Below are 21,190 nucleotides of genomic sequence, written 5' to 3' on the forward strand. Positions count from 1 at the left end.
CTTCTCGTCCACTTTCATCTGCTTGCAGCTCGGCCGGCCGCGCCTTGCGGCCGAACGTGGCCGCTTGCGCGAAACACAGTGATTGCGAGCCATCCCATGGTCAACCCCAAGCAAGTCTGCGTGATCGGCGCCGGCGTCTCCGGACTTGCCGCCGCAAAGGCGTTCTCCACCCGCGGCCATCGCGTCACCATCGTCGAGCGCAGCGGCGATCTTGGCGGCGTCTGGGAGCCGGCGCGCTCCTACCCGGACGTGCAGACCCAGAGCCCGAAGGAGCTCTACCGCTACACCGATCGCGCCATGCCGGACGCCTATCCGGAATGGCCGACCGGACCGCAGGTCCATGCCTATCTCGCCGACTACGCCAGGAGCTTTGGCCTCGATCGCATGCTGCGCCTGAACACGGAGGTCGCCGGCATGGAACGGCGCGCCGACGGCAAGCCGGGCTGGACGCTGTCCCTGAAGGACAAGGACTGCACGAGCACGAGCGAGGATTTCGATTTCGTCGCGATCTGCACCGGACAGTTCAACGAGCCACGCGAGCTGCATTGCCCCGGCGAGGACGGCTTTCTCGCACAGGGCGGCCAGATCCTGCATTCGTCGAAATACGGCGATCCGACGCTGGCGAAGGGACGCCGCGTCGTCGTGCTCGGCGGCTCGAAGTCGGCGACCGACATCGCCGTGAACGCGGTGAAATCGGGCGCGCGCGAGGTGACGATCGTGATGCGCGAGCCGGTCTGGCGCATTCCCTATTTCATCGGCGGCCTCGTGAACTTCAAGCGTATCCTCTACATCCGCGCGCAGGAGGAGATGTTTCCGGGCTGGGGCATCGGCCCGATGGCGCGGCTCGCGCACCGCCTCGCCGCGCCGCTGGTCTGGGCGAACTGGCGCGGGCTGGAGAGCCTGTTGAAGGCGCAGCTCAAGCTCAAGCAATGCAAGATGGTGCCGAAGGACCGGATCGAGGACGGCGTCAACTGCTCGGTGCCGATCGCAACGCCGGGCTTCTATCCGATGGTCGCCGACGGCCGCATCAAGGCGGTGTTCGGCACGTTCGGCCATTATGAAGGCGACAGCATCGTGATGAGCGGCGGCGAGCGCGTCGGTGCCGACGTCGCGGTGCTCGCGATCGGCTACAAGCTCGGCGTGCCCTTCCTTCCCGAAGCTTACAGGCAGAAGCTGGTCGATGCCGACGGACAGTACCGGCTCTATCGCCTGATCGCCAATCCCGATCTGCCTGAGCTCGGTTTCGTCGGCTTCAACTCGTCGTTCTGCACCGTGCTCTGCGCCGACCTCGCCGCCAACTGGCTGGTGCGTTATGCCGACGGCCAGCTCGCCAACCAGCCGACGGCGCAGGCGATGCGCGACAACATCGAGATGATGCTGCACTTCAAGCGCGTCGAGCGGCCGGCCGCGGGCGTCTATGGCGGCCTGTGCGTCGCGCCCTATCATTACCGTCATTTCGACGAGCTGATGGCCGACATCGGCGCGAAGAACCAGAAGCGCGGCGGTCTCGCAGGCCGCTTCCTGCCTCCGGACGCCGATGAATACGCCAAGTTCCTGGCTTCCGCGCCGGAGTACCCGGTGACGGCGTGACGGCTGGCAGGTTGCCGCCGACCCGAACTCGCGGCTCGCCAGGCCAGGCCGTATTGCCTACGCTTCCGGCTGACGAATCGGCCGGCCCGGGAGCCCGCGATGGAACCAAGACGTCACGCCGCCGCGATTGTCGCCGTGCTTGCCCTGCTTCTCGCGGCGCCTGCCATGGGACAGAGCGCGCTCACGGCCAGGCAAGCGGAGGCACTTGCCGCCTATGATCGCGCGCTCGGCGATTTCAAATCCATCCTCGCCGAGCGACGGCGCCAGATCGAAGCGAAGCAGCCGCTGCCGAACCTGCCGGGACAGGCGCTCTACCTCGCGCGCGTCGCCGTGATCAGTACCTACAAGGATATCACTGACGCCATGCCGTCGCGGATCGGCCGGCGCAACAAGTTCGAGATTCCTCCCGCCTATTTCGATGCCGACATCGAGCCGCTGGTCGACGAATATGGAAAGCTGTTCGACATCATGGAGGCACCGCCTGCCAGCGCGCAGGACTCGCCAACGCCGTTCAAGGACGTGGTCGATCTCGCCGTTGCGATCGCGCGCGCCAAGGGGCTTGCGCCTGAACATGCCGAGACTGCGGGCCGCATCAGCCTCGGGCTGTTCTTTGCGGAAACCAATGGCAAGCAGAACGTCCGCAACGCGCGCTCGAACACCTATATGGGCAGCTTCCAGACCGGCCCCTCCGAAGACCGCAACGGCCACCGGAAATGGGAGGCCATCAAGGGCGATATCGCCGCGATCGATCCGGGGCTGAGCGCGCGCGACGACAGGGAAGAGGCCCGGGCCCGCGGCACCGATCACCGCTTCAACCACTGGACCAACGTGCGCGACGGCCTGATGAACGCGCACGCTGAGCTGTTCCGCGAGATCCCTGGAATCGTGAAGACGCTGCCTGACCCGATCGACCAGATGAAGCTGTTCGAGCTGATCCAGATCGTGCCGACCCCGACCAGGTCCGCGCTCAAATCGGGCGATCTCCTGAACTACAGGGTGTCCAGCCCCACGATCATGAAGCACCTGCGCAACAACAGCATCTTTGCCTTCGGACAGGCCGACCGGGCGCGCACCTCGGCAAGCTACCGCGAGATCCTCGCTGCCATGTGGCTGTTCAACCGGAAGTTCGAGCGCGCGATGGCGAAATATGCGGAGATCAGGCCGCGCTGATGGATCGGTTGCAACCGCCACCTGACGTTGTAGTCTCGCGATCTCATCGGAGACACGGACCCTTACATGCGCGTTCTCATTCTCGGCGGCAGCCAGTTTCTCGGACGGGCGATCGCAAGCCATGCTTGCGCGACCGGCCATGACGTGACCTGCGCTGCCCGCGGCCTTGCGGGGCCGATTGCCGCGGGCACGCGCTTCGTACGGATCGATCGCGACGTCGCCGACGGTCTTGCGCCGCTCGCGGGCGAGACATTCGACGCCGTGGTCGATGTCTCGCGTCATCCCGGCCAGGTCCGCCGCGCGGTCGCCGCCCTGAAGCGGCCGGGCGTGCATTGGACCTTCGTGTCCACGATCAGTGTGTATGCGGACAACCGCATTCCGGGGCAACGCGCCGACACCGCGCCGCTGCGCGAGCCCAGTTCAGCGGAGATCGCGCACAGCACCGACGCAATCTACGGCGCCGCCAAGGTCGCCTGCGAACAAGCGGTCGGCAACGACGCCTTCATCTGCCGGGCCGGCCTCATCGCCGGGCCGGAAGACCCGACCGGGCGGTTCGCCTACTGGCCGGCGCGGCTGGCACGCGGCGGCGAGGTGCTGGCGCCGGGATCGCCGGAGGACGCCGTCCAGTTCATCGACGTGCGCGATCTCGTGCAATGGATCGTGCATGCGGCAGAGATTCGCCTCACCGGAATCTATGATGGGATCGGGCCAATTCGCACACGCGGCGAATTCCTGGCCGAGTGCGCATCCGCGCTGAACGCATCATGCACCTTCACCTGGGTCGATCGCACCTTCCTCGAAGCGCACGACGTGCGGCGCTGGGCAGGTCCGCGGTCATTGCCGATGTGGCTGCCCCTGCCCGACTTCGCCGGATTCCTGACACGCGACACCTCGCCGGCGCGCGCGGCCGGACTGATCTCGCGACCGGTCGCGGTCACCGCACACGACACCCTTCATTGGCTCAACGCCAGCAACGGTCCGGTCATCGGGCTTACCGCCGATGAGGAGCGGGACGTACTTGCGGCCTGGCATGCGCAAGGGGCGGCTGCGACCCGGATCTAGCCCCATCGCGCCGATGGACCATGCCATCCCGATGGGTAAGTCAACCATTATTGTCGTGAGCCTTGCGCGGCGTGCCGCTGGTCGTCGTCGCGCCTTTGATGCAATTGGGGTCGACCGTGCACCCAGTGCGAAGCGGTCTGTGACGACAAAACAAATCTGCCGTCGGCCACACTGCACCTTGCAAGGCCGGTGACTGCCATGGCTATGGTGTTCCACGGCCAGTCATTTGTTGCTAGCCTGCCGCACCGACAGACACTCATCGGGGACCACCGAATGACCTCAGCGAATCCCGCATCTCCCACACGGCGCAATGGAGTGTGGCGACATATCGGGCGGGGACTGGCCATCGCGGCATCCATGGCCGTGCTCGCCGGCTGCGAGGACAAGAACGCGTTCGTGGCGCCGCCCCCGCCCAAGGTGGACGTCGCGACGCCGGTGCAGCGTGCGGTGACGCGCTACATCGAGGCCACCGGCAACACCGCACCGATCAAGAGCGTCGATCTGGTCGCGCGCGTGCAGGGCTTTCTGCAAACGATCGACTATCAGGACGGCGCCTTCGTCAAGCAGGGCACCCAGCTGTTCACGATCGAGCCGGAGACCTACAAGCTCAAGCTCGAGCAGGCGCAGGCGGCCGAGGCCGGCGCGCAGGCCTCGCTCCGGCAGGCGGAAGCCGATTACAAGCGGCAGGCCGAGCTGGTGCAGCGCCAGGCCGTCTCCCAGGCCACGCTCGACACCTCCACGTCCAACCGCGACAATGCCCAGGCCAATCTGCAGCAGGCCCAGGCCAATACGAAACTCGCCGAAGTGAATTACGGCTACACCAAGGTGACGGCGCCGTTCGACGGCGTCGTCAGCGCCCATATGGTCTCGGTCGGCGAACTCGTCGGCGTTTCCTCGCCGACCCAGCTCGCCACCATCGTCGCGATGGACCCGATCTATGTGAACTTCACCGTCAATGAACAGGACGTGCTGCGCATCCGCGCCGAGGCGGCTCGCCGTGGGCTGACTCCCGCCAATATGAAGCAAATCCCGGTTCAACTGGGACTGCAGACCGAGACCGGCTATCCCCATGAAGGCAAGCTCGACTACGTTGCGCCGACCCTGAACCAGTCGACGGGCACGCTGGCGGTCCGCGGCCTCGTTCCCAACGACAAGCGGCTGCTGCTGCCCGGCTATTTCGTCCGGGTCCGCGTGCCCTTCGACCAGGAGAAGGACGCCCTGCTCGTTCCCGACACCGCGCTCGGAAGCGACCAGGGCGGCCGCTATCTGCTGGTGGTCAACGGCGACAACGTCGTCGAGCAGCGCATGGTGCAGATCGGCCCCGTCGACAACGGCCTGCGCGTGATCGAAAGCGGCTTGAAGCCGGACGACCGCGTGGTGATCGCGGGGCTGCTGCGCGTCATCCCGGGCCAGAAGATCGACCCGCAAGCGACGAAGATCGACCAGTCTCAGGCCTCGGCCAAGTGAGGGGCTGCCAGCCATGATCTCGAAATTCTTCATCGAGCGGCCGGTCCTCTCGAACGTCATCGCGCTTCTGATGGTCCTGATCGGCGGAGTCGCGCTGTTCAACCTCGCCATCGCGCAATATCCCGACGTGGTGCCGCCGACGGTGCAGGTCACCACGCGCTATCCCGGCGCCAGCGCCAAGACCGTGATCGACACCGTCGCGCTGCCGATCGAACAGCAGGTCAACGGCGTCGAGGACATGCTGTACATGCAGTCCTACAGCGGCTCCGACGGCACCTACACGCTGACCGTGACCTTCAAGATCGGCACCGACCTCAACTTCGCGCAGGTGCTGGTGCAGAACCGCGTCTCCAGCGCGCTGTCGCAATTGCCGCAGGCGGTGCAGAACCAGGGCGTCACCGTGCAGAAGCGGTCGACCTCGATCCTGCTGTTCGTGACGCTGACCTCGCCGGATGCGAGGTACGACAGCCTCTACTTGAGCAACTACGCCACCATCAACATCCGCGACGAGCTCTCCCGCCTCCCCGGCGTCGGCAACGTCACCGTGTTCGGCGCCGGCCAGTATTCGATGCGGGTCTGGCTCGATCCAAACAAGCTGCAGGTCCGCGGGCTGGTGCCGCAGGACGTGATCCAGGCGATCCAGCAGCAGAGCCAGCAGGTCTCGGCCGGCCAGGTCGGCGCGCCGCCGACACCGCCGGGACAGGCGTTCCAGTACACGCTCAACGTCAACGGACGGCTCGACGACGTCGGCCAGTTCGAGAACATCATCGTCAAGTCAGGCGCCAACGGCGATGTCACGCGGGTGCGCGACGTCGGCTGGGTCGAGCTCGGCGCGCAGACCTACAGCCAGATCTTCTCGCTCAACAAGCAGCCGGCGGTCGGCATCGGCGTCTTCCAGTCGCCCGGCGCCAATGCGCTCCAGGTCGAGCAGGCCGTCGAGAAGAAGATGGCCGAGCTCGCCAAGCGCTTTCCGGAAGGCATCAAGTACGACACGCCGTTCGACACCACCAAGTTCGTGGAGGCCTCGGTGCACGAGGTCTACATGACCCTGATCGAGGCCGGCCTGCTCGTGCTGGTCGTGATCCTCGTGTTCCTGCAGGACTGGCGCGCGATGCTGGTGCCGGCGACTACCGTGCCGGTCACCATCATCGGCGCCTTCGCCGCGATGGCGGCGCTCGGCTTCACCATCAACATGTCGACGCTGTTCGCGATCGTGCTCGCGATCGGCATCGTGGTCGACGACGCCATCGTCGTGGTCGAGGGCGCCGCGCACAACATCGAGCAGGGCATGAACGGCCACGATGCCGCGATCAAGGCGATGGACCAGCTGTTCGCGCCGATCGTCGGCATCACCCTGGTGCTGATCTCGGTGTTCCTGCCGGCCTCGTTCCTCGCGGGGCTGACGGGACGCATCTATTCGCAATTCGCGCTGGTGATCGCCGCGACCGCGCTGCTCTCCGCCATCAACGCGGCGACCTTGAAGCCGACGCAATGCGCGCTCTGGCTGCGGCCTGCAGTGCCGCCGGAGCAGCGCAATTTCTTCTATCGCGGCTTCAACGCGGTCTATGACCGCGTCGAGCGCGGCTATACAAGGCTGATCACCTTCCTCGTGAGACATGCCACGATCTCGGTCGCGTTCGCGCTGCTGATCATCGGAGCCAGCGCCTACGGCCTGTCGCGGGTGCCGACCGGCTTCCTGCCGATCGAGGACCAGGGCTATCTGATCGCCGCCGTGCAGCTACCCGACGGCGCCGCACTGGAGCGGACCCAGAAGGTGCTCGACAGAGCGAGCGAGATCATCAAGGACACCCCTGGAGTCCAGCAGGTCATCACCATCGCCGGCATCTCGGCGCTCGACAACAGCGCGAGCCTCGCCAATGCCGGCGTCGCCTATATCATCCTGAAGGACTGGGACGCCCGCAAAGGGCCCGGCGAGGATTTGCGCTCGCTGGTCTATGGACTGAACGACAAGCTCGCGACGATCATGGAAGCGCGCACGATCGTGCTGCCGCCGCCGCCGATCCAGGGTATCGGCAACGCCGCGGGATTCTCGATGCAGGTCGAGCTGCGCGACGGCAACAGCGATTTTGCCAAGCTGCAGGCGATCACCAGTGCGATGGTCAGCAACGGCCAGAGCCAGAGCGCGCTGCAGCGCGTGCAGTCCTCGTTCCGCTCGTCGGTGCCGCAATTCAACGTCGAGATCGACCGCGTCAAGACCCAGACCCTGCACGTGACGACGGACCAGGTGTTCTCGGCGCTGTCGACCTATCTCGGCTCGTCCTACGTCAACCAGTTCAACAAGTTCGGCCGCGTGTTCCAGGTCTATACCCAGGCCGATCCGGCGTTCCGCGTCACCGAGCGCGACATCGCCAACATGCAGGTGCGCAACTCGAACGGCGACATGATCCCGATCGGCACCGTCGCCAAGATCACACCGGCAACCGGCCCGTCGCTGATCAGCCTCTACAATCTCTATCCGTCCTCGACCGTGATCGGCCTGCCGGCACAGGGCTACTCCTCCGGCCAGTCCTTGAAGCTGATGGAGGAGATCGCCGACAAGACGCTACCGCCGGGCACCGGCTATGAATGGACCGCGATGTCCTATCAGGAGAAGGCGGTCTCGAACCAGATCTACTGGGTGTTCGGCCTCGCCATGCTGCTGGTCTATTTCGTGCTCGCCGGTCAGTATGAGAGCTGGTACGCGCCGATCTCGGTCATCCTCGCGGTGCCGCTGTCGCTGCTCGGGCCGATGCTGATCCTCTCCGGGCTCAAGATCGACAACAACCTCTATTGCCAGATCGGCCTGATCCTGCTGATCGCGCTGTCGGCCAAGAACGCCATCCTGATCGTCGAGGTCGGACTCGAACTGCACGGCCGCGAGGGCAAGCCGATCATGGAGTCCGCCATCGAAGCCGCGCGCGCCCGCTTCCGTCCGATCCTGATGACCTCCTTCGCCTTCATCCTCGGCGTGGTGCCGCTGGTGCTCGCCACCGGCGCCGGCGCCAGCGCGCGCAAGTCGATCGGCATCACCGTGTTCTCGGGAATGCTGGCCTCGACCTGCCTCGCGGTGCTGTTCGTGCCGGCCTTCTTCGTGGTGGTGCAGCGCTTCGAGAACTGGCGGGCGTCGAAGAAGACGCCGAAGGCGCAGGCGGTGGCGGAGGTGAAGTAGGCGACCGCTATCGACCACGATCGACATTGCGAGCGCAGCGAAGCAATCCAGGATCTTTCCGCGGAAAGAGTCTGGATTGCTTCGTCGCTTCGCTCCTCGCAATGACGGCGGAGAGAGATTTCAAGCCCTCTCCGCCGGTGCCTGCCGCGCCTCGCCGCTCGACACCAGGAGCACAGACACTTTCGACTGCCTGAGCACGGCGTCGGCGACGCCGCCGAAGGAAAGGTGATCGGCCTGGATGCGGTCGACGCCCATGACGACGAGATCGACGTCGGTGGTATCGATCTCGCGAAGGATCGCCGCCTCCGGGGCCCGGTTCACCCGCAGCGTGGTGGTGATGTCGACGTCGTAGCGGGCGGCGAGATCGCTGGTGTCCTTGAGGATGCCCGTCTCCTGGCCCAGCCCGCGGGAGACCCCGCGCTGCGCGCCCTTGTCCCGCGTCGTCGCCACATAGATCACCCGCAGCGAGCCCGATCCGGCCTGCGCCAGCGCCACCGCCACCTCGGCCCCGCGTTTGGAGACGCCGCTGCCTGAAACGGGAACGAGGATGTTGAGCGCGTCGGGCATCGGCTGCTTCAGGTGCTTGCCCTTGGCCGCGACGATCGCCAGCGGTCCTTCGAACGCCGCGGCGATGTCGTCGATCTTCCGGTCGAAGCGGTCCTTGGTCGCGGTCACCCTGTCGATGCCGACGACCAGAAGATCGAAGCCCTTGCGCGCTTCGTCGGCGATGGTCGCGCCGAGCTCCGCCTGCCTCGCACGGGTGACGACGTCGATGTTGCCGGTGTCTCCGTGACTCTTGACGGACACCGTCTCGGCGGCCTTCTTCACCACGGCTTCGTGGCTTTCCTCCTCGCCGCGTCCCTTCCCCTGTTCCTTGGCGCGCTGGCCGATATGCAGCACGGTGATCGGCAGGCCGCGCATGCCGGCGATCAGGCCCGCAATGTAGGCGGCGAAGCCGGCGTTGACGCTTTCGTCCACCGCCAGCAAGGGGCGCTCGAGATTGGCGACGAAGCCGCGCTTCTCGAATTCTTCGCGCTCCAGCCGCTCCCTCTCCTCCTCGTTCATCGGGAGCCTCGCCAGCGCCGCGCGCAGCATCGGCGGCATCGCCATCGTGGTCACGATCGCCATGGTCACGATCATCGTGAACAGGTTCTGGCTGAGCACGCCGATGGAGAGGCCGATGGTGGCGATGATGACCTCGGTCGAGCCGCGCGCGTTCATGCCGCTGGCGAGCGCCAGCGATTCCCGATAGCTCAAGCCGCCCGCGGTGCCGCCGACAAAGGCGCCGCCGAACTTGCCGACGCTGGCAATGACGACCAGCAGGCCGGTGAGCATCAGGAGGTTGGGATCGCGCAGCACCGAGAGATCGGCGCTGAGGCCGGCGAGGCCGAAGAACACCGGCATGAAGAAGCTCGAGATCAGTCCGCGCAGGCGCTCGTCGATCTGCCGCGTCAGGATCGGGGACTCGCCGACCAGGATGCCGGCGACGAAGGCGCCTAACACGGTGTGGACGCCGATCAGATGCGTGATCATCGCCATGACGCTCATCAACAGCAGGATCACCGTGATGACGGCCGCCGCGCTGACGAGATTGTCGTTGGCCCAGCGGATCAGCAGGAACACCAGGCGGCGTCCGATGGTGAAGCTGACGGCGAGGAAGGCCAGCGTTCCCAGCACGGCTTTCGCCACCGAGGCGACATCGAGCGTGCCGTGCGAGGCCAGGCTGAAGATGACCGCGATGATGATCCAGCCGATGGTGTCGTCGATGACGGCGGTCGCGACGATGATCTGCCCGACATTGCGGCGCATGAAGTTCATCTCGCGCACCACCACGGCGACGATCTTCACCGAGGAGATCGACAGTGCGGTGCCCATGAACAGCGAGGCCACGAGGCGCTCCTGCGGATTGGGCAGCAGCGCGTCCGGCAGGAATTCACCCAGCGCAAAGCCGCAGGCGAAGGGCACGACGATGCCGGCGATCGAGATCGCGATCGCCGCCCTGCCGACCTTCCGGACCAGCTTGAGGTCGGTTTCCATGCCGGTGAGCAACAGCAGCAGCAGGATGCCGACTTGCGCGATGCCGTCGATCATCGCCTTCTGCTCGGGCGTCTTCGGGAAGATCGCGGCTTGCGCCTCTGGCCAGATCCAGCCAAACAGCGAGGGCCCGAGGATGATGCCGGCGAGCAGTTCGCCGATCACCGAGGGCTGACCGATCCGCTGCATGACCTCGCCGAGCCCGCGGCCGACCGCGATCAGCAGGACGATCTGTACGATCAGGAGGAATTCCGACGGGCCGGCCGATTTGCCCGCTTCGGCACTGGCCGCAAGGGTGGTGAGGACAAGCGCCGCGGGGACGAGGACGACCGGTCGGAGCAGGCGCCATGGCATGCAGGTGTCTTTCCCCCTTCATCCGCCCCGGCGTCGGGGCGCCACAGGGACAGAACCCGCGGAAGGCGGCGCCGGTTCCGCCGCGCGCGGTGGGGTCAAAAACGAAAAGTGCGAAAACAACCCCATGCACAGTAGGGATGGGTTTGAAAAACCTCGCGAAAATTTCGGCCTTGCCGAAGTGACTTGCGCCGTCGGGCAAAACACTGGCAGAATGGCATCATGGGTGGCATGCGTGATGGGCCCCGCCTCATCCTCCGTCATTGCGAGCGCAGCGACTTGTCCGGGACACGAGAGCGGTGTCCCTTCACACCGCCTGCGGCGTCCGGATCTCGCGCGGCAGGATGATCGCGGCCGCGATCGCGAGCAGGCAGAGCGCGGCGAAGGCGTGCAGCATGGTGACGAAACCGCCCTGCTCGTAGAGCCAGGCGACCAGGCCGACCGACGCGCCGGCCGCGGTGAAGCCGACGAAATAGCGCACCGCATAGGCGCGCGAGCGCCACTCCTCGGTGGTGTACTTGCCGACCATGGCGTCGTTCACCGTGACCTGTCCGAACGCGCCCATGACGATGCCGATCGACACCAGGATGAGCGGCAGGTTGTTCAGGCTGGCGGCCAGATACAGGAACGGCGCCAGCATGAAGGACAGCGGCAGCGCCACCGTCTTCAGCGAATAGCGATCAAGCAGCCGGCCGATCGTGTACTGCGTCATCGCGCCGAACACGTAGACGCAGGCGGCGATGACGCCGAGCAGCGCCGGGCTCCTGGTCAGGTCCGCGAGCCGCTCGGCAAACAGCTTCGGCAGCGCGACGGTGACGGCGTTGAAGGTCGTGGAGATCGCGATCACGACGATCAGCAGCGCCAGGATCACGCGCCACATGTCCTGCCTAGCGACCCGCGCCTGGGCCGCCGCCTGCTTCGAGCCCTTGCGATCCTCGTGCACGACGCTCATCGCGAAGCCAACGCCGATCAGGACGGTGACCACGCCGGGAACGATGAACGCGAAGCGCCAGCCGAGATATTGGCCGATCACACCAGTGACCAGTGCGGAGGAGGCAACGCCGAGATTGCCCCAGACACCGTTGATGCCCATCTCGCGGCCGAGCCTGTCGGCATAGGACACGATCATGGCGGTGCCGACGGGGTGATAGATCGAGGCGAAGATGCCGATCGCGAGCAGCGCCGCGCCGAGCTGCACCGGGGTCTGCACGAAGCCGACCGCGATCATGGAGGCGCCGATGCCGACGAAGAAGATCAGCATCATGTGGCGGCGGCTCCAGCGGTCCCCGAGCCAGCCGGTCAGCAGCGAGCCCGCTCCGAAGGCGACGAAGCCCGGCGTCGCGTAAGGCAGGAGTTCCGAATAGGCCATGCCGAGCGCCGGGCCCATGATGATGACAGCGGCGGCGAAGATCAGCATCGAATAATGGTCGATGAAATGGCCTGCGTTGACGAAAGCGATGACCCGGCTTGGGCTGTTCATACGAATCCTCTCCTGCTCCGAAATGAGTTATATGTCGTGCCCATGACGGGATGCTGCCAATGACTGTCTTGGAAACGCCAATCTTGGAAACGCCAATCCTGCGGGAGGTCCGGAGCAATCACCGCTCGCCTGCGGGCGTGCACCTGGTCGCGCGCGACTATCCCAGGGGCATGCGGATCGAACCGCACCTGCACCGCGAGGCGCAGCTGATCTATGCGGCCAAGGGCACGATGCAGGTGACGACGCCGGGGGGACGCTGGCTGGTGCCGCCGGACCGCGCGGTCTGGGTGCCGGCCGGGCTTCAACATGCCATCGACCTGCTCGCCGACATCGAGATGCGCACGCTGTATTTCGACCTGCCCTGGCTCAAGCACGAGAAGCGCTATGAGGGATTGACCAGGGAATTCGTGGTCCGGGTGTCGCCGCTGCTGAACCAGGCCATCCTGGCGCTGTTCGACGCGCGCAATTCGGAAGAGCGGACCGAGCTGCTGGTGCGCCTGGTGATGCTGGAATTGCACCAGGCCGAGGATTCCGCCACCTTCGTGCCGTTGCCGCGCGAGCCGCGCTGCCGCCGCGCCGCCATGATCGTGCTCGACGACCCCACCGGCCTGCACGACATCGACACGCTGGCGCGCGAGGTCGGAACCTCCGCCCGCACGCTGTCGCGGCTGTTCTCGAGCGAGACGCAGCTGAGCTTCAAGACCTGGTGCCAGCGCGCCCGCATCGCTTCCGCGATCCAGCGCCTGTCGACGGATGCTAGCGTGTCGGTGAAGCAGCTCGCCACCCAGCTCGGCTATGCCAGCGTGCCGGCATTCTCGGCCGCGTTCCGTCAGGTGACGGGGCGCACGCCGACGGAGTTTGCGAAGGGGTGAGGAACACTCTGGATAGCGCTAGCACAATGAACGCAAGGGCCGTCATGCCCGGGCTCGTCTCGGGCATCCACGTTCTTTGTGCTGCGTGGCAAGGCGTGGATGGCCGGGACAAGCCCGGCCATGACGACGTGGAGGCTTGGACGCCCAGCGCGCACCGCCTTCGCGGGACATGTCGGCATTCTCGAAACGCACGGCCCGACTGAAGTTGCCAAATTCCCCCGCTTGATTGTGATCGGCTTCCGCCCAAATCTTGTGTAAACTTCCGCAACGCACAAACCTGGAATCGAAAAGCCCAGATGGCCAATGCCTTCTTCTCCGACCTGCTCGCCACCATCTCCGAGCGCGGCCGCACGCTGCTTCGCCGCGGGGACTCCGCCGATACCAGGCGGGACGCCGATGGGCTGATCGAGCTTTGCGATGCGCTGCTGTCGGGCCGGGGCGAAGCCTCCGGCACCGCGATGGCGCGTGAGGTGCTCGACATCTACCGGGAGCTGGATGCGGCAGGACGCCGCGCCTTCTTCGAGGGACTGGTGCGCGATTTCGGCCCCGATCGGGAGCGCCTGTCCAAGGCGATCGAGACATGGCGCGCCGCGCCCAGCGACGAGGACGCGAGCTCGTTGCACTTCGCCTCGGAGCCGCGGCGGCAGGAGCTGATCCGCCGCCTCAACCGTGCGCCCGGCGGGACCGGCGATCTCGTCAACATGCGCGCCGATCTGCTCGGCATGATGAACGGGCACACCGATCTCGCCGCGCTCGACCGCGACGTCTCGCACCTTCTCTCTTCGTGGTTCAACAGGGGGTTTCTCGTGCTGCGCAGGATCGACTGGTCGACCCCGGCCAACATCCTCGAAAAGATCATCCGCTACGAAGCCGTGCATGAGATCAGCGACTGGGACGATCTGCGTCGCCGCATCGATCCGGTCGACCGCCGCTGCTACGCGTTCTTCCATCCCGCGATGGTCGACGAGCCCCTGATCTTCGTCGAGGTGGCGCTGACCGAGACCATCCCGGGCGCAATCGCGCCGCTGCTCGCGGTCGACCGCCAGTATCTGCCGATCGAGCGCGCACGCACCGCCGTGTTCTATTCGATCTCCAATACCCAGCGCGGCCTTGGCGGCATCTCGTTCGGCAGCTTCCTGATCAAGCAGGTGGTGGAAGAGCTGCGCCGCGAGTTGCCGAAGCTCGACACCTTCGTGACACTGTCGCCGGTGCCGGGCTTCATGGCTTGGGTGAAGCAGGACAGGGACCTGCCGCTGTCGGACGAGGACCGCGAGGTGCTGAAGCGTCTCGACGATCCCAAATGGTTCGAGAGCCCCGAGACGGCGGCGCTGCTCCGCGGCGTGCTGGAGCCGCTCGCGGCGCATTATTTCCTCAAGGCACGCACGCCGAAGGGCCGGCTGATCGATTCCGTCGCGCGCTTCCATCTCGGCAACGGCGCAAGGCTCGAGCGCATCAACTGGCTCGGAGACCTCTCGCCGAAGGGCATCCGCGAATCGGCGGGCATCATGGTCAACTACCTCTACCGCCTCGACGACATCGAGAAGAACCACGAGGCCTACGCCAACGACGGCGAGGTGGTTGCGTCGAGCGCGGTGAAGAAGCTGCTGAAGAGCGAGGGACGAAGGTTGCTGGACATGAGGCTGTCGTAGGGGGCCGGTCGGCTCGCACCACATTCGTCATTGCGAGGAGCGTAGCGACGAAGCAATCCAGATTGCCGCCGCGGAAAGATTCTGGATTGCTTCGCTTCGCTTGCAATGACGGAGTGTGCGGCACCAGCCGGGCTACTCCGCCAATGCCTTCATCTCCTTGTAGAGATCGGACTTGCCTTCGAAGCCGATGCCTGGCAGCTCCGGCATGGTGATGTGGCCGTTCTCGACGCGGACGCCGTCCGGGAAGCCGCCATAGGGCTGGAACAGGTCGGGATAGCTTTCATTGCCGCCGAGACCGAGGCCGGCTGCGATGTTGAGCGACATCTGGTGGCCGCCATGCGGGATGCAGCGGCTGGGCGACCAGCCGTGGGTCTTCAGCACTTCCAGCGTGCGCTGGTATTCGCACAGTCCGTAGGACAGTGCGCAGTCGAATTGCAGCCAGTCGCGGTCGGGACGCATGCCGCCGTAGCGGATCAGGTTGCGGGCATCCTGGTGGCTGAACAGGTTCTCGCCTGTCGCCATCGGGCCCGGATAGAACTCGGCGAGCGCGGCCTGCAGCGCGTAGTCGAGGGGATCGCCGGCCTCCTCGTACCAGAACAGCGGATAGTCGCGCAGCATCTTTGCGTAGGCGATCGCGGTCTCCAGATCGAAGCGGCCGTTGGCGTCGACGGCGAGCTGCGCGGCGTTGCCGATCTCCTTCAGCACCGCCTCGATGCGGGTGCGGTCCTCGTCGATTCCCGCGCCGCCGATCTTCATCTTCACGACGTTGTAGCCGCGGTCGAGATAGCCGCGCATCTCGCCGCGCAGCATCGAAAGATCCTTGCCGGGATAGTAATAGCCGCCGGCGGCATACACGAAGACGCGCGGATTGGCGGTCAGGCCGTGACGCTCGGCGAGCAGGCGAAACAGCGGCTTGCCTGCGATCTTCGCCACCGCGTCCCACACCGCCATGTCGATGGTGCCGACCGCGACCGAGCGCTCGCCATGGCCGCCCGGCTTCTCGTTGGTCATCATCGCGGCCCAGACCTTGTCGGGGTCGAGATTGCCGCCGGCCGCATCCAGCAGCGACTTCGGATCGGCCTCGAGGATGCGCGCGGCGAACCGCTCGCGGATCAAGCCACCCTGCCCGTAGCGACCGTTCGAGTTGAAGCCGTAGCCGACGACGCGCTTGCCGTCGCGCACGACATCGGTGACGACGGCGACGAGACTCGTCGTCATCTTCGTGAAGTCGATATAGGCGTTGCGGATCGGGGACGAGATCGGTTTCGTGATCTCGCTGACGTCGACGATGCGGACGGACATGGTTGTTCAGCCTTCGGTGGTCGAGAGGAACTTCGTCGGACTGTTTCCCCCGTCATCCTGAGGTGCGAGTGGCGCGATGCAAAAGCATCGCGCCGGGAGCCTCGAAGGATGAACGGCCGAGGTGCAGCCGGGCCGTCGCCCTTCGAGGCTCGCCGAAGAGGCGAGCACCTCAGGGTGACGGATATGCATTTGGACGCGTCGCGCCCCTTCATTGCAGTGACGGCTTCGCCGTCACTTCTTATCCCTGAAATACGGCTCCACGGGCCCGTGCACCTTGATGGTCAGCGGATTGCCGTGGCGATCCTTGGCGTTGCCGGCGGTGACGCGGACCCAGCCTTCGCTGATGCAGTATTCCTCGACATTGGTCTTCTCGATGCCCTTGAAGCGGATGCCGACGTCGCGCGCCAGAATGTCCGCGTTGTAATAGGGGCTGTTCGGGTCGACCGACAGGCGGTCCGGAAATTCGTCGCTCATGATTGTCTCGCTCACAACAGGGTCTCGATTTGCTGCCGCAATCCTTCGGGCCGTGCGGTCGGCGCGTAGCGCGCGACCACCTTGCCGGCACGATCCACCAGGAATTTGGTGAAATTCCATTTGATGGAGGCGCCGAGAAGGCCGGATCGCTGGCGTTTCAGGTAGTCGTACAACGGATGCGCCTGCGGCCCGTTGACGTCGATCTTCTCGAACAGGGGAAAGGTGACGTCGTAATGGGTCGAGCAGAACTCCTGGATCTCGCTCGCCTGCCCCGGCTCCTGCGCCCCGAACTGGTTGCAGGGAAAGCCGAGCACGGAGAAGCCGCGCGGCGAGAGATCGCGGTGGAGATCCTCGAGGCCGCGATATTGCGGCGTGAAGCCGCATTTGCTCGCGGTGTTGACGATCAGCAGCACCTGTCCCTCGAAACGCTTCATCGGCACCTCCTCGCCGGCAAGCGAGTTGGCCTTGAAGTCGTAGATGGCGGTCATCGCTAGCCCACGGGATCGATCGGCGACGGCGGCACGCCGCCGGCCTCGATCGCTTCGCCTGCGAGCAGGCAGAGGTCTTCGCGGTAGCGGCCGGAGACGATATGCACGCCGACCGGGGCCTTGCCGACGAGCCCGGTGGAGACCACGAGGCCCGGCAGGCCCATGAAGGGAATGGCGATCTGCGGCAGCTGCGCCTCCCACACCCGCTTGAAGGATTCGTCGTCCTTGCGGTCGAGATGATCCGGGAACGGCAGCTCGCCGGAGACCGGCGTCAGCAGCACCGCATATTGTTCGAAGAACAACATCCATTCGCGGGTCAGCGCGGCTCTTCGGGTCAGCGCCTTGGCGTAGTTCGCCTGGTCCATCGGCGTGACCCTGGCGCGGTTGCCGCGCAGGCAGGCCAGCGCGCCGGGATCGCCCTCGCGCTCGGCCATCTCCAGCTGCGCCTCAAAGCCGTCGCCGAGCCAGAGCTTGATCTGCCACTCCACCGCCTCGCGCATCGGCGGCGTGTCTTCGATGATGTCGACGGTCCAGCCGGCACGTTCGAGGCGCTTGCCGGCATCGCTCACTGCGGCCTTCACCTCCGGCGTGGTGGCAAGACCGCCCGGGTTGAGGCAGAGCGCGGCGCGCTTGTCCCGCGCGGGCCCTTGCAGCGGCACCGGCACGAACCAGGGATCGCGGATGTCGCGGGCCGACATCGCCTCGAGCGAAATCCTGATGTCGTTGACGGTGCGCGCCAGGGGTCCCGACACCGCCATGATCTGCGGCCCGATCGGGCGCTCCGGCAGCGCCGGGTTGAAGGCAGGGATCCGGCCGAGCGTCGGGCGCAGGCCGTGCACGCCGCAGGCATAGGCGGGATAGCGGATCGAGCCGGCGATGTCGGTGCCGTGGGCGATGTGGCCGATGCCGGCCGCGACCGCCGAGCCGGCGCCGCCGGAGGAGCCGCCCGGCGTCAGCGCGGCGTCGCGGGGGTTTTTGGTATCGCCATGAATGAGATTGGTGGTGAACCAGCGGTAGGAGAAGGCCGGGCAATTGGTCCGGCCGAGCAGGACGGCGCCGGCCTTGCGGAAATTGGCGACCACCGGATTGTCCTCGCGCGCGATGACGTCGCGCTGGAGCTTCAGGCCGTTGGTGGTGGCAAAGCCTTCCTGGTCGACATTGGCCTTGATGGTGACGGGCACGCCGGCGAGCACACCGGGGTCCTCCCCCCGGGCGATGGCGGCATCGACGGCATCGGCCTGCCTGAGGACATCGTCCGGCCGGTGATCGATCACCGCGTTGAGCCGGGGATTGACGGCATCCAGGCGCGCAAGGCCGGCCTGCGCGGCCTCCCTGGCGGACACCTTTTTGGATTTGACGAGGGTGGCGAGGTCGGCGGCCGAGAGGCGCCAGAGATCTTGCATGGCTTGCTCCGTGTAATCGGCGTCTTTTAGCGCCGGGAACGCGGCAAAGCCATGCGGATTTCGCGGGGGTGAGGGGGTCGCTCACCTCTCCCGTAGGGAGAGGTCGGAGCGCATCGAAGATGCGATCCGGGTGAGGGGTTGCGGTCTCACAGTCTGGTGCGGCCCCTCACCCGGATTGCTTCGCAATCCGACCTCTCCCCGGCGGGGAGGGGTGGACACCGCCGCCTCAGCCATAGCCGCGGCTAATGCCTTGTCGCGGACTGGTCGGGGATGTCGAGCAGCGCCTCGGTGAAGGGAAACTCCAGCACGATCTCCCCATCATCGTCGGTCACCTCGATGACCGCCTCGAGCAGCGCCGGCTGTGCACCCTCGGACTTCACCACCTCCAGGATCATCTGGCGGGCGACCTCCCAGGCGCGGTCGGGGTTGCGCAGGTCCTCGCCGTCGGGGTCCACGATCAGCTCGTCGCCGATACGGGTGTTGAAGAAGTATCTGGGCATATCGAGATCCAGTTGGTTCGCCTGTATCGGATTGAAGCTGCACTGCACTCCACAAACAGCTTTATCAGGGCAGGGTTCGCGACCGAATGCGTCTGACGCAAGGCAGCGCTTCAGAAGTGAAGTTCCCCTAGCATTTTTCGCGGCGCAGCATGACCTTCTCGGGAAAATTTCACTGGCGAAGTTCTCCGCCAGCATTAGTCTAACGGGTGGGCGGATACGTCCCGAATTCGCGAATATGGAGAGCCGAAATGGCCTGGAAAGCCCCGAAGATCGTCGAAGTGCCCTGCGGCATGGAAATCAACATGTATGTGAGCGCCACCCGCAAGTAAGCGGTTGGTGAGATTGCGTTCCGCGCAGGTGGATCTTTCGCCCCGAGCTCTTCCGGTCACGATACGTTTCCGGAAGACAGGATTTGTGTGGGGGCCTGAGATCCACCTCGCGACCTTACCTCCAGGAGACGGATCATGCTTCGCGTCGTCGTCCTGGGCGCCGGGGCCGGCGGCGGAGTTCCACAATGGAATTGCGGCTGCGAGGGTTGCCGAGCGGCCCGTAGCGGCGGCCACGAGTTGCAAAGGACCCAGGCCTCGGTCGCCTTCAGCGGCGACGGCGAGCACTGGTTCCTGATCAACGCCTCCCCCGACCTGCGGCAGCAACTGAACGCCACGCCACAGCTGCACCCCAAGGCGGGCGCGCTGCGGCACACGCCGATTGCGGGCGTGATCCTGACCAACAGTGAAGTCGATGCGGTGGCGGGCCTGCTGTCGATGCGCGAGGGCTCGCCCTTTACGGTCTATGCGCACGAGAAGGTGCTGGCGATCCTCGCCAGCAACAGCATCTTCAACGTGCTGAATGAGAAGAACGTGCGGCGCCAGCCGATCACTCTCCGCGAGCCGTTCGAGCCCCGCCTGCCGGATGGTGCGCGCTCCGGCCTGGAGGTGCTGCCCTTCGCGGTGCCGGGCAAGTCGGCCTGGTATCTGGAAGGCAAGGCGCATCCGGGCGGCGAGAGCGGCGACGGCGACACGCTTGGCCTTGCGATCACCGACAAGGCGACGGGCAAGTGCTTCTACTTCATCGCGGCCTGTGCCGAGGTGACCGACGCGCTCAAGGCCGAGATCGACGGCGCCGCGCTGGTGTTCTTCGACGGCACGGTCTGGCGCGACGACGAGATGATCAGGGCCGGCCTCGGTCACAAGACCGGCAAGAGCATGGGACATGTCGCCATGTCCGGCGACGACGGCGCGATCGCGCGGCTGGCCGACCTCAATATCGACAGGAAGCTGTTTCTGCATATCAATAACTCGAATCCGGCGCTGCTGCCCGGCTCGCCCGAGCGCAAGGCCGCCGAGCAGGCGGGCTGGCAGATACCCGCTGACGGAACGGAGATCGTGCTGTGAACGCCGCATCACTGACTGGAATGACCGCGCTCTCGATCGGCAAGGGCATCAGGCTCACTAGCGCCGAGGAGCTCGAGGCGACGCTGCGCCATATCGGGGCGACGCGCTATCACAGCCTGCATCCGTTCCATAAGCTGCTGCATGGCGGCAAGCTGAACAAGGGCCAGGTGCAGGCCTGGGCGCTCAACCGCTACTATTACCAGAGCACGATCCCGATCAAGGACGCGGTGGTGATCTCGCGCTTCCGCGACCGCGCCACCCGCCTGGAATGGCGCCATCGCATCGAGGACCATGACGGCGATGTCGGCAGCGAGGGCGGCATCGAGCGCTGGCTGAAGCTGACCGAAGGGCTCGGGCTCGATACGGCCTACGTGGAATCCACCGAAGGCATCCTGCCGGCGACGCGCTTCGCCGTCGAAGCCTACGTCCACTATTGCCGCGAGAAGAGCCCGCTGGAGGCGATCGCCTCCTCGCTCACCGAGCTGTTCGCGCCGAACCTGCATGAAGAGCGCATCGCCGGCATGCTGGAGCATTACGATTTCGTCAATCCCGACATCATGAGCTACTTCAAGCGCCGCCTGACCCAGGCGCCGCGCGATGCCAATTTCGCGCTGGACTATGTCAAGACGCATGCGAGGACGCCGGGGGAGCGCGCCTCCGTCTGCAATGCGCTGATCTTCAAGACCAACGTGCTGTGGGTGCAGCTGGACGCGCTCCAGCACGCCTATGTCGAGGGCCACATTCCGCCGGGCGCGTTCGTGCCCAAAGCGAGCTGAAGGACTAGC

The 21,190-nt window shown here is 65.7% G+C and carries 17 protein-coding genes; 10 read left to right on the forward strand and 7 right to left on the reverse strand.

The window, feature by feature from the left end:
* Positions 1-96 precede the first annotated feature (96 nt).
* The 5 genes from FJV43_RS10040 (at position 97) to FJV43_RS10060 (ending at position 8,458) form a co-directional block, all read left to right on the forward strand.
* A complete protein-coding gene (locus FJV43_RS10040) occupies positions 97-1,590 on the forward strand; it encodes an NAD(P)/FAD-dependent oxidoreductase (RefSeq protein ID WP_239626604.1) in 1,494 nt (497 codons plus the stop codon).
* Between the two features lie 99 nt (positions 1,591-1,689).
* The gene (locus FJV43_RS10045) at positions 1,690-2,760 is read left to right on the forward strand and encodes a hypothetical protein (protein WP_239626606.1); all 1,071 of its coding nucleotides are present in this window, start codon (positions 1,690-1,692) and stop codon (positions 2,758-2,760) included.
* A gap of 66 nt (positions 2,761-2,826) precedes the next feature.
* Entirely contained in the window at positions 2,827-3,822 is a 996-nt protein-coding gene (locus tag FJV43_RS10050) for an NAD-dependent epimerase/dehydratase family protein (protein ID WP_239626608.1), read from the forward strand.
* A 273-nt stretch (positions 3,823-4,095) separates the two neighbouring features.
* Positions 4,096-5,289, forward strand: a complete 1,194-nt coding sequence (locus tag FJV43_RS10055) for an efflux RND transporter periplasmic adaptor subunit (RefSeq protein ID WP_239626610.1) — start codon at positions 4,096-4,098, stop codon at positions 5,287-5,289.
* A gap of 13 nt (positions 5,290-5,302) precedes the next feature.
* Positions 5,303-8,458, forward strand: coding sequence for a multidrug efflux RND transporter permease subunit (locus tag FJV43_RS10060; RefSeq protein WP_239626612.1), 3,156 nt, complete (start codon positions 5,303-5,305; stop codon positions 8,456-8,458).
* 120 nt (positions 8,459-8,578) lie between these two features.
* Here FJV43_RS10060 and FJV43_RS10065 read toward each other — a convergent pair whose 3' ends face one another.
* The gene (locus tag FJV43_RS10065) at positions 8,579-10,846 is read right to left on the reverse strand and encodes a cation:proton antiporter (protein WP_239626613.1); all 2,268 of its coding nucleotides are present in this window, start codon (positions 10,844-10,846) and stop codon (positions 8,579-8,581) included.
* Between the two features lie 304 nt (positions 10,847-11,150).
* Positions 11,151-12,323: an MFS transporter gene (locus FJV43_RS10070; protein ID WP_239626615.1), complete on the reverse strand. Its 1,173-nt coding sequence runs from the start codon at positions 12,321-12,323 to the stop codon at positions 11,151-11,153.
* A gap of 50 nt (positions 12,324-12,373) precedes the next feature.
* Between FJV43_RS10070 and FJV43_RS10075 the strand changes: the two genes are divergently transcribed.
* Both FJV43_RS10075 and FJV43_RS10080 read left to right on the forward strand, forming a co-directional pair.
* The gene (locus tag FJV43_RS10075; protein WP_239626617.1) at positions 12,374-13,195 is read left to right on the forward strand and encodes a helix-turn-helix transcriptional regulator; all 822 of its coding nucleotides are present in this window, start codon (positions 12,374-12,376) and stop codon (positions 13,193-13,195) included.
* 296 nt (positions 13,196-13,491) lie between these two features.
* Positions 13,492-14,844, forward strand: a complete 1,353-nt coding sequence (locus FJV43_RS10080) for a malonyl-CoA decarboxylase (RefSeq protein ID WP_239626619.1) — start codon at positions 13,492-13,494, stop codon at positions 14,842-14,844.
* Between the two features lie 132 nt (positions 14,845-14,976).
* On the opposite strand, the gene tarD is transcribed toward FJV43_RS10080, so the two are convergent.
* The 5 genes from tarD to FJV43_RS10105 form a co-directional block, all read right to left on the reverse strand.
* Positions 14,977-16,146 (reverse strand): mandelate racemase/muconate lactonizing enzyme family protein, encoded by a 1,170-nt coding sequence (tarD, locus tag FJV43_RS10085; RefSeq protein WP_239626621.1) that lies wholly within the window; start codon positions 16,144-16,146, stop codon positions 14,977-14,979.
* A 231-nt stretch (positions 16,147-16,377) separates the two neighbouring features.
* The gene (locus FJV43_RS10090) at positions 16,378-16,620 is read right to left on the reverse strand and encodes a DUF3297 family protein (protein WP_029674077.1); all 243 of its coding nucleotides are present in this window, start codon (positions 16,618-16,620) and stop codon (positions 16,378-16,380) included.
* 11 nt (positions 16,621-16,631) lie between these two features.
* On the reverse strand, positions 16,632-17,108 hold the full coding sequence (locus tag FJV43_RS10095) for a glutathione peroxidase (protein WP_239626623.1): 477 nt from the start codon (positions 17,106-17,108) through the stop codon (positions 16,632-16,634).
* Between the two features lie 2 nt (positions 17,109-17,110).
* On the reverse strand, positions 17,111-18,511 hold the full coding sequence (locus FJV43_RS10100; RefSeq protein ID WP_239626624.1) for an amidase family protein: 1,401 nt from the start codon (positions 18,509-18,511) through the stop codon (positions 17,111-17,113).
* A 242-nt stretch (positions 18,512-18,753) separates the two neighbouring features.
* Complete coding sequence (locus FJV43_RS10105) at positions 18,754-19,011, reverse strand: hypothetical protein (protein WP_028177529.1); 258 nt, start codon at positions 19,009-19,011, stop codon at positions 18,754-18,756.
* 248 nt (positions 19,012-19,259) lie between these two features.
* Between FJV43_RS10105 and pqqA the strand changes: the two genes are divergently transcribed.
* From pqqA to pqqC, 3 genes are all read left to right on the forward strand, one after another.
* The gene (pqqA, locus tag FJV43_RS10110; protein ID WP_007595659.1) at positions 19,260-19,340 is read left to right on the forward strand and encodes a pyrroloquinoline quinone precursor peptide PqqA; all 81 of its coding nucleotides are present in this window, start codon (positions 19,260-19,262) and stop codon (positions 19,338-19,340) included.
* Between the two features lie 135 nt (positions 19,341-19,475).
* Positions 19,476-20,405, forward strand: a complete 930-nt coding sequence (gene pqqB / locus FJV43_RS10115) for a pyrroloquinoline quinone biosynthesis protein PqqB (protein WP_239626626.1) — start codon at positions 19,476-19,478, stop codon at positions 20,403-20,405.
* Positions 20,402-21,181: a pyrroloquinoline-quinone synthase PqqC gene (gene pqqC / locus FJV43_RS10120; RefSeq protein ID WP_239626627.1), complete on the forward strand. Its 780-nt coding sequence runs from the start codon at positions 20,402-20,404 to the stop codon at positions 21,179-21,181. Before pqqB ends, pqqC begins: the two co-directional genes overlap by 4 nt.
* The last annotated feature ends 9 nt before the right edge of the window (positions 21,182-21,190 follow it).

The sequence above is a fragment of the Bradyrhizobium sp. I71 genome, from assembly GCF_022354745.1.
GTDB classification, from domain to species: domain Bacteria; phylum Pseudomonadota; class Alphaproteobacteria; order Rhizobiales; family Xanthobacteraceae; genus Bradyrhizobium; species Bradyrhizobium liaoningense.